This window comes from Paracoccus sp. SSJ (assembly GCF_030234105.1).
In the GTDB taxonomy this organism is placed as follows: Bacteria; Pseudomonadota; Alphaproteobacteria; order Rhodobacterales; family Rhodobacteraceae; genus Paracoccus; species Paracoccus denitrificans.
In genome coordinates this window covers 241,258-249,809 of sequence record NZ_JASSPE010000007.1, presented here as the reverse complement: position 1 = coordinate 249,809, position 8,552 = coordinate 241,258, and the positions used below count along the sequence as shown (strand labels likewise).

9 protein-coding genes are annotated in these 8,552 nt (G+C 66.1%); 1 reads left to right on the top strand and 8 read right to left on the bottom strand.

The window, feature by feature from the left end; translation table 11 throughout:
- The 8 genes from QPR87_RS10475 to glpD form a co-directional block, all read right to left on the bottom strand.
- The coding region (locus tag QPR87_RS10475) for an FGGY family carbohydrate kinase (RefSeq protein WP_285049526.1) at window positions 1–346 on the bottom strand (346 nt) is incomplete at its 3' end.
- Between the two features lie 78 nt (window positions 347–424).
- The gene (locus QPR87_RS10470) at window positions 425–2,146 is read right to left on the bottom strand and encodes an ABC transporter substrate-binding protein (protein ID WP_285049525.1); all 1,722 of its coding nucleotides are present in this window, start codon (window positions 2,144–2,146) and stop codon (window positions 425–427) included.
- Between the two features lie 83 nt (window positions 2,147–2,229).
- Complete coding sequence (locus QPR87_RS10465) at window positions 2,230–2,655, bottom strand: DUF2160 domain-containing protein (protein WP_199766641.1); 426 nt, start codon at window positions 2,653–2,655, stop codon at window positions 2,230–2,232.
- Window positions 2,655–3,458 carry a carbohydrate ABC transporter permease gene (locus QPR87_RS10460; RefSeq protein ID WP_011750615.1) on the bottom strand — a complete coding sequence of 268 codons (804 nt, stop codon included), beginning with the start codon at window positions 3,456–3,458 and terminating at the stop codon, window positions 2,655–2,657. Before QPR87_RS10460 ends, QPR87_RS10465 begins: the two co-directional genes overlap by 1 nt.
- Window positions 3,458–4,345 carry a carbohydrate ABC transporter permease gene (locus QPR87_RS10455; RefSeq protein ID WP_011750616.1) on the bottom strand — a complete coding sequence of 296 codons (888 nt, stop codon included), beginning with the start codon at window positions 4,343–4,345 and terminating at the stop codon, window positions 3,458–3,460. The genes QPR87_RS10460 and QPR87_RS10455 overlap by 1 nt, the downstream gene beginning before the upstream one ends.
- Window positions 4,345–5,430 (bottom strand): ABC transporter ATP-binding protein, encoded by a 1,086-nt coding sequence (locus QPR87_RS10450; RefSeq protein WP_104492795.1) that lies wholly within the window; start codon window positions 5,428–5,430, stop codon window positions 4,345–4,347. Before QPR87_RS10450 ends, QPR87_RS10455 begins: the two co-directional genes overlap by 1 nt.
- Before the next feature lies 1 nt (window position 5,431).
- Window positions 5,432–6,511: an ABC transporter ATP-binding protein gene (locus QPR87_RS10445; protein ID WP_011750618.1), complete on the bottom strand. Its 1,080-nt coding sequence runs from the start codon at window positions 6,509–6,511 to the stop codon at window positions 5,432–5,434.
- 14 nt (window positions 6,512–6,525) lie between these two features.
- The gene (glpD, locus tag QPR87_RS10440; protein WP_285049524.1) at window positions 6,526–8,109 is read right to left on the bottom strand and encodes a glycerol-3-phosphate dehydrogenase; all 1,584 of its coding nucleotides are present in this window, start codon (window positions 8,107–8,109) and stop codon (window positions 6,526–6,528) included.
- 55 nt (window positions 8,110–8,164) lie between these two features.
- On the opposite strand from glpD, the gene QPR87_RS10435 reads away from it, so the two are divergent.
- The gene (locus QPR87_RS10435; RefSeq protein WP_285049523.1) at window positions 8,165–8,542 is read left to right on the top strand and encodes a hypothetical protein; all 378 of its coding nucleotides are present in this window, start codon (window positions 8,165–8,167) and stop codon (window positions 8,540–8,542) included.
- The last annotated feature ends 10 nt before the right edge of the window (window positions 8,543–8,552 follow it).

Genomic DNA, 8,552 nt, shown 5'->3' with positions numbered 1-8,552 from the left:
CGGCCCTGAGCCGGTCGCACAGCCCGGCGGTGCGGCGGTCCTGCCAGACGATGGCGCGGTGCAGCGGCTGGCCGGTCCGGCGGTCCCAGAGCAGCGTGGTCTCGCGCTGGTTGGTGATGCCGATGGCGGCGATGTCGCCGGCATGCAGCCCGGCCTTTTCCACCGCCGCACGCGCCACCCCAGCCACCGTCACCCAAAGGTCCGAGGCATCATGCTCGACCCAGCCGGAGGAGGGGTAGTGCTGCGGGAATTCCTCTTGCGCCACGGCGACGGGATGCAGCCCGGCGTCGAAGATGACGGCACGCGACGAGGTCGTGCCCTGGTCGATGGCAAGGATATGGGTCATGGCGATTTCCGGGGTTTCGACGATCCGTCCCTGCGGATCGGAAAGGGGGGCGAGGCACGGCCCCGCCCCCGCAAGGCATCACTGCCAGGACTTGATCAACTCGTCATAGGAGATCGTCTCGCCCTGCGGCTTTTCGTTCTCCAACGGTCCGACGGGCGCGCCCTCGGCGTCCAGCCACTCCTGCGGGTCCTTTTCCTCGTTCAGCTTGGGCCCCAGGTCGCCCTGCACGCCCGAGCGTTCCAGCCGCGCCAGCACCCGCTCCTGCTCGGCGCAAAGCGCATCCAGCGCCTCCTGCGGGGGCTTGGCGCCCGAAAGCGCGTCGCCGATGTTCTGCCACCAGAGCTGCGCGAGCTTGGGATAGTCGGGGATGTTCGTGCCGGTCGGCGACCATTGCACGCGGGCGGGCGAGCGATAGAACTCGACCAGACCGCCAAGCTCCGGCGCGCGTTCAGTAAAGGACTGGTCCTGGATCGTCGACTCGCGGATGAAGGTCAGCCCGACATGGGATTTCTTCACATCCACGGTCTTCGAAGTCACGAACTGCGCGTAAAGCCAGGCGGCCTGCGCGCGGTCCACCGGGGTCGACTTCATCAGCGTCCAGGAACCCACGTCCTGATAGCCGATCTTGGTGCCCTCGGCCCAATAGGCGCCGTGCGGGCTGGGGGCCATGCGCCATTTCGGCGTGCCGTCCTCGTTCATGACCGGGGTGCCGGGCTTGACCATATCGGCGGTGAAGGCGGTATACCAGAACATCTGCTGCGCGATGTCGCCGCGCGCCGGGACCGGCCCCGCCTCGCCGAAGGTCATGCCCATGGCCTCGGGCGGGGTGTAGTTCTTGAGCCAGTCGATGGCCTTGGTCACGGCATAGACCGCCGCCGCATCGTTGGTCGCACCGCCGCGCGCCACGCAGGAGCCGACGGGGCGCGAGTTCTCGTCGACGCGGACGCCCCATTCGTCGACCGGCAGCCCGTTCGGCTCGCCCTTGTCGCCCATGCCGGCCATGGACATCCAGGCATCGGTATAGCGCCAGCCCAGGCTGGGATCCTTCTTGCCGTAGTCCATGTTGCCCCAGGCCTTCGCCGGGCCGCCCTCGATATAGGACATGTCGCGGCCGGTGAAGAATTCGGCGATGTCCTCATAGGCCGACCAGTTGACCGGCACGCCCAGGTCGTAGCCGTACTTGGCCTTGAAATCCTCCTGCGTCTTCGCGTCGCTGAACCAGTCGTAGCGGAACCAGTAGAGGTTGGCGAATTGCTGGTCGGGCAGCTGGTAGAGGTCGCCATCCGGCGCGGTGGTGAACTCCAGCCCGATGAAATCGCCGAGGTCCAACGTCGGGCTGGTGAAGTCCTTGCCTTCCTCTTCCATCCACTTGGTCAGGCTGCGGGCCTGCTGATAGCGCCAATGCGTGCCGATCAGGTCGCTGTCGTTGACATAGGCGTCATAGATGTTCTCGCCGGTCTGCATCTGGGTCTGCAGCTTCTCGACCACGTCGCCCTCGCCGATCAGGTCGTGGGTGACCTTGATACCGGTGATCGCGGTAAAGGCGGGCGCCAGCACCTTGGCCTCGTATTCATGCGTGGTGATGGTCTCCGAGACCACCTTGATCTCCATCCCCGCCAGCGGCTGCGCGGCGTCTACGAACCACTGCATCTCCTTTTCCTGATCCTCGCGCGAGAGCGAGGACAGATCGCCGATCTCGGCGTCGAGGAACCTCTTCGCCGCCTCCATGTCCGCCCATGCGGGCGCCCCCATGACCAGAAGCGCAAGCGCCATGGCCGTGGTCCTTTGCATCGGTTTCATGTTTTCCTCCCTTGGAATGAGACGTTGATCCTTTCGCGCGCCCCGGGCAGTCGCCGCTGCCCCTGGAGCTGGTTCGAACCCGGTCAGACCCAGCGGAACACCGCCGCGGCATAGACGAGGCAAAGCGCAAGCCCCCACCACAGCGGCGGGCCCGCGAAGAACAGCCAGCCCAGGCAGATGAAGGCCGAGCCGAGAAGCGAGATGAACAGCCGGTCGCCGCGCGTCGTCTCGATGCGCAGGATGCCGCGGCGCGGGGTTTCCGGAAAGCGGATGGCCAGGATGGTGAACAGCACCAGCAGGCTGGCGATCACCCAGAAGAACAGCGCCACCGGAAAGGTCCAGGCCATCCAGCCGCCCGCGATCATCGGCGCGAACCAGTCCCTGGCGCCGTCCTTGACCGGCGTGGCCCAGACCAGGAAGCCCAGGATCGCGGCCATCAGCGCGGCGGCCAAGGCATAGATCGCGGGCCAGGCGACGCGCCCTTGCGTCGGGATGGCGGTGTCGGACATCAGACCCTCCCCAGGGCAAAGCCCTTGGCGATGTAGTTGCGGACAAACCAGATCACCAGCGCGCCGGGGATGATGGTCAGCACCCCTGCCGCCGCCAGCACGCCCCAGTCCATGCCCGAGGCCGAGACGGTGCGCGTCATCGTCGCCGCGATGGGCTTGGCGTTCACCGAGGTCAGCGTGCGCGACAAAAGCAGCTCGACCCAGCTGAACATGAAGCAGAAGAAGGCGGCGACCCCGATTCCGCTCGCGATCAGCGGCATGAAGATCTTCACGAAGAAGCGTGGGAAGCTGTAGCCGTCGATATAGGCGGTCTCGTCGATCTCCTTGGGCACGCCGCGCATGAAGCCTTCCAGGATCCAGACCGCCAGCGGCACGTTGAAGAGGCAATGCGCCAGCGCCACCGCGATATGCGTGTCGAACAGCCCGACCGAGGAATAAAGCTGGAAGAAGGGCAGCGCAAAGACCGCCGGCGGCGACATGCGGTTGGTCAGCAGCCAGAAGAACAGGTGCTTGTCGCCCATGAAGCTGTAGCGGCTGAAGGCATAGGCGGCGGGCAGCGCCACGGCGATCGAGATCACCGTGTTCATCACCACGTAGATGATCGAGTTCACATAGCCCATGTACCAGCTGGGATCGGTCAGGATCACCCGATAGTTCCGCAGCGTCAGGTTGTGCGGGTAGAGGCTGAAGGTGCCGGTGATCTCGGCATTGGTCTTCAGGCTCATGTTGACCAGCCAGTAGATCGGGATCAGCAGGAACAGCAGGTAGAGCACCATCACCAGGGCAGAGGGTTTGACGCGCATCACATGGCCTCCGGGATGTCGGACTGGCTGCGGTCGATATTGGTCATGACGGTGTAGAACACCCATGAGACCAGCAGGATCACCAGGAAATACATGATCGAGAAGGCTGCGGCGGGACCAAGGTCGAACTGCCCGACCGCCATCTTGACCAGGTCGATGGACAGGAAGGTGGTCGAGTTGCCGGGACCGCCCCCGGTCACCACGAAGGGCTCGGTATAGATCATGAAGCTGTCCATGAAGCGCAGCAGCACGGCGATCAGCAGCACGCCCTTCATCTTGGGCAGCTCGATATGGCGGAACACCGCCCAGCGGCTGGCCTGGTCGATCCGGGCAGCCTGGTAATAGGCCTGCGGGATGGATTGCAGCCCGGCATAGCAGAGCAGCGCGACAAGGCTGGTCCAGTGCCAGACATCCATGACGATCACGGTGATCCAGGCGTCCAGGGGATCGTTGGTGTAGTTGTAGTCGAGCCCCAGCGCCTTGAGCGTATGGCCCAGAAGGCCGATATCGGTGCGGCCGAAGATCTGCCAGATCGTGCCCACCACGTTGAAGGGGATCAGCAGGGGCAGCGCCATCAGCACCAGCACCAGGCTGGACCAGAAGCCCTTCTTGGGCATGTTCAGCGCCACGAAGATGCCCAGCGGCACCTCGATCGCCAGGATGATGGCGGAAAACAGCGCCTGCCGCCCCAGCGCCTCGTGCAGGCGGCGGGAATGCACCATCTCGTCGAACCATTCGAGGCCCGCCCAGAAGAAGGCGTTGTTGCCGAAGGTGTCGTTCACCGAATAGTTCACCACCGTCATCAGCGGGATCACCGCCGAGAAGGCGACGACGACCAGCACCGGCAGGACCAGTAGCCAGGCACGGTTGTTCTGGGTCTTTTCCATCAGACGGCCCCCTCTCGCTCGGGCGCCACGCGCCAGTCGTCGGCATAGACGTTGATCTTGTCGGGCGCGAAGGCGACTTGCGGCAGGCCGTCGACCGGCATGCCCTCGGGCATCACCACGTTCAGCGGCAGGCCCGTCACCTCGCCGCGCACCAGGCGGTGACGGCCCACGTCCTCGATGCGGCGGATGGTCAGCGGCAGCCCGCCGCCGGCGACCAGCGTGGCATGTTCGGGGCGGATGCCGATCTGCACCCGGCCCGCGGCGGGGGCGTAATGCGCGCCCAGCGCCACCACCTCGCCGCCGGGCAGCAGGGCACGGTCGCCCCGCACCTCGGCATCGAGGAAGTTCATGCCGGGCGAGCCGATGAAATAGCCCACGAAGGTATGGGCGGGCTTCTCGAACAGCTCCTCGGGCGTGCCCATCTGCACCACGCGGCCCTCATACATGACCACGACCTTCTGGGCGAAGGTCAGCGCCTCGGTCTGGTCGTGGGTGACGTAGATCATCGTATGGCCGAACTGGCGGTGCAACTGCTTGAGCTGGGTGCGCAGCTCCCATTTCATATGCGGGTCGATGACGGTCAGCGGCTCGTCGAACAGGATCGCGTTCACGTCCTCGCGCACCATGCCGCGGCCAAGCGAGATCTTCTGCTTGGCATCGGCGGTCAGGCCCTGCGCCTTGCGGTCCAGCCGCGCCTCCATGCCGATCATGCGGGCGATCTGGTCCACGCGCGCCTTGATATAGGCGGCGTCCTTGCCGCGGTTCTTCAGCGGGAAGGCCAGGTTGTCGCGCACCGTCATGGTGTCGTAGACCACCGGGAACTGGAACACCTGCGCGATGTTGCGCTCGGCCGTGGGCGCCGCGGTCACGTCGCGGTCGCCGAACAGCACCCGGCCGTGGCTGGGGGTCAGAAGCCCCGAGATGATGTTCAGAAGCGTGGTCTTGCCGCAGCCCGACGAGCCCAGGAGCGCATAGGCGCCGCCGTCCTGCCAGACATGATCCATTTCCTTCAGCGCGTAATCCGCCTCGGATCGCGGATGGGCGAGATAGCTGTGGGCGAGGTTCTTGAGCGTGATCTGTGCCATGTCAGGCCGCCTTCGCATAGGCGGCCGGTGCGGCCAGCCGCTCGGACGCATCGAACAGATAGACATGCGCCGGGTCCAGCCAGACCGAAAGCGGCTGGCCGGCGGTCAGCAGGTGCACGCCCTCGACCAGCCCGACCCAGCGGTCGGCGCCGTGCTCGACATGGACGAAGGTCTCCGAGCCGGTGATCTCGGTCCCGACGAGTCGGCAGGCGAACTCGACCGCCGTCGGGCGATGCCTGGCCAGCGACAGGTGGTTGGCGCGGAACCCGGCCAGATAGGCGCCGTCCGGCAGATCGGCAAAGCTGCCCGCGGCCAGCGCGCTTTCGCCAAGGCTGACGGCAGCGCCCTGTTTGCGGGCGCCGACGAAATTCATCGGCGGATCGCTGAACACCCGCGCCGTCGTCGCATCGACCGGCTGGCGATAGACCGTCGGCGTCGGGCCGAACTGCGTCACCCGCCCTTCCCAGAGCGTGGCGGTATTGCCGCCCAGCAGCAACGCCTCCTCGGGCTCGGTGGTGGCATAGACGAAGATCGCGCCGGATGCCTCGAAGATGCGCGGGATCTCGATCCGCAACTCCTCTCGCAGCTTGTAGTCGAGGTTCGCCAGCGGCTCGTCCAGCAGCACCAGCCCGGCGCCCTTGACCAGCGCGCGCGCCAGGGCGCAGCGTTGCTGCTGGCCACCCGAAAGCTCCAGCGGCTTGCGCGCCAGCATCGGCGTCAGGTGCAGCATCTCGGCGGTCTCGCGCACCTTGCGGTCGATCTCGTCCCGCGGCCGGCCCAGGATGCGCAGGGGCGAGGCGATGTTTTCATAGACCGAAAGGCCGGGATAGTTGATGAATTGCTGATAGACCATGGCGACGCCGCGGTCCTGCACCCTCCGGCCGGTCACGTCCTGCCCGTCCCAGAGGATGCGGCCGGTCGTCGGCTGGTCCAGCCCGGCCATCAGCCGCATCAGGCTGGTCTTGCCGGACAGCGTCGGCCCCAGCAGCACGTTCATGCTGCCCCTTTGCAAGGTCAGGCTGGTGGGATGGATATGCACCCTGCCCCCGACCGACCGAGATACGCCCTGCAATTCCAGCAAAGCCTTCCTCCCCCTTACTCCGCCGCCGAATAGGCGGCATGCCGCGTCGCGACGAACGCCCCCAACTCGCGGCACTGCGCCTCGTTCATGTGCAAGCCCAGCTTGGTGCGCCGCCACAGGATGTCCTGGGCGCTGTGGGCGAATTCGTTGCGGATCAGCCAGTTAACCTCGGCCTCGGTCAGCCCGGCGCCGAAGTCGCGGCCCAGATCGGCCATGCTTCCGGCACCGTCCAGCAGCAGGAACGCCTCGGTGCCGTAGGTGCGCACCAGCCGGCGGGCAAGGCGCGGCGACAGGAACGGATGGCTGGCCTGCAATTGCGCGATCAGGGCCTCGACCCCGTCCACCGGGAAGTCGCCCCCGGGCAGCGGCACCCGGGCCGTCCAGTCGCCGCCCGCCTGCGGAAAGAAGGGCGCGAGCTTCGCCAGCGCGCTTTCCGCCAGCCGGCGATAGGTGGTGATCTTGCCGCCGAAGACGTTGAGCAGCGGCGCGCCCTCGTCATGCAGGCTGAGCACGTAGTCCCGCGTCGCCGCCGTGGCCGATTTCGCGCCGTCGTCGTAAAGCGGCCGCACCCCGGAATAGGTCCAGACCACCTGGTCGGGCGTCACGGGCCGCGCGAAATACCGGCTGGCGAAGGCGCAGAGATAGTCGCGCTCGGCCTCCGAGCAGCGCGCTTCGCCCGGCAATCCCTGATGATCCATGTCGGTGGTGCCGATCAGGGTGAAGTCCTCCTCGAACGGGATCGAGAAGATGATCCGCCCATCCTCGCCCTGGAAGAAATAGCAGCGGTCGTGATCGTAAAGCCGCGGCACGACGATATGGCTGCCGCGCACCAGCCGCACGCCCTCGGTCGAGGGGATATGGGCGACGTTGCGGATCACGTCCTCGACCCACGGCCCGCCGGCATTGACCAGCGCACGGGCATGATGGGTGCGCGTTCCGTCCGGCCCCTCGGTGGTGATGCGCCACAGCCCGTCCGCGCGCTCGGCACGGGTGACGCGGGTGCGGGTCAGGATGGTGGCGCCGCGCGCCTCGGCATCGCGGGCATTCAGCACCACCAGCCGCGAATCCTGCACCCAGCAGTCGGAATATTCCCAGCCCAGGCGAAAGCCCGGCTTCAGCGGCTTGCCCAGCGGATCGCGTGCCAGGTCCAGGCGCTTGGTGCCCGGCAGGATCCTGCGCCCGCCCAGGTTGTCGTAAAGGAACAGCCCCAGCCGGATCAGCCAGGCCGGGCGGCGGCCGCGCAGCCAGGGCATGGCCAGGGACAGGATGCGCGAGGTCGGCGTGTCGCTTTCGAACCGCATCTGCGGCGAATAGGGCAGCACGAAGCGCATCGGCCACGAGATATGCGGCATGGCGGCCAGCAACGTCTCGCGTTCCTCCAGCGCCTCGCGCACCAGCCGGAACTCGAAGAATTCCAGATAGCGCAGCCCGCCATGGAACAGCTTGGTCGAGGCCGACGAGGTCGCCTGCGCCAGATCTCCCATCTCGGCCAGCGTGACGGAAAGCCCACGCCCCGTCGCGTCCCGCGCGATGCCGCAGCCGTTGATTCCACCGCCGATAATGAAAAGGTCGGCCTCGGGCCGCGCTGGTGCTGACACGCCGCTCCCTCCCCGTCGTTCGCGCCTGTCGATAGCGAAAAGATGTAACGGCTCCGTGATTCCCGTCAAGCAAAAAATTTTCGTTTATGATCGTTTTTGCAGAAATCGAATATTGAAGAGCGATGCGGCAGCAGATTCCTTTGGAAAACGCGTCTCAGCCGCACAAGAGGGGCAAAAGATGGCGCGGATTCCGCAAGGCTGCGGTGGCGGAGGCATCGCGATGGCGCCCAAATTCGAACATAAACGAACATTAGCGAAGGTAATCCGCGGGTGGAACCACGGTCTGGCAAAACCGGCCGGCAGCCCCGGCCCGTCCGCGAATTCCGCGCTGCATCGGAACGGTGGTCCTTTCCGTCGTCGCACCGCCGTTTCAGGCCCCGTTGGTCTTGGTCTTGCTGCAAAAATCTGGCAAAGGACGCCCATCGTAGAATAAGGGCCACCCA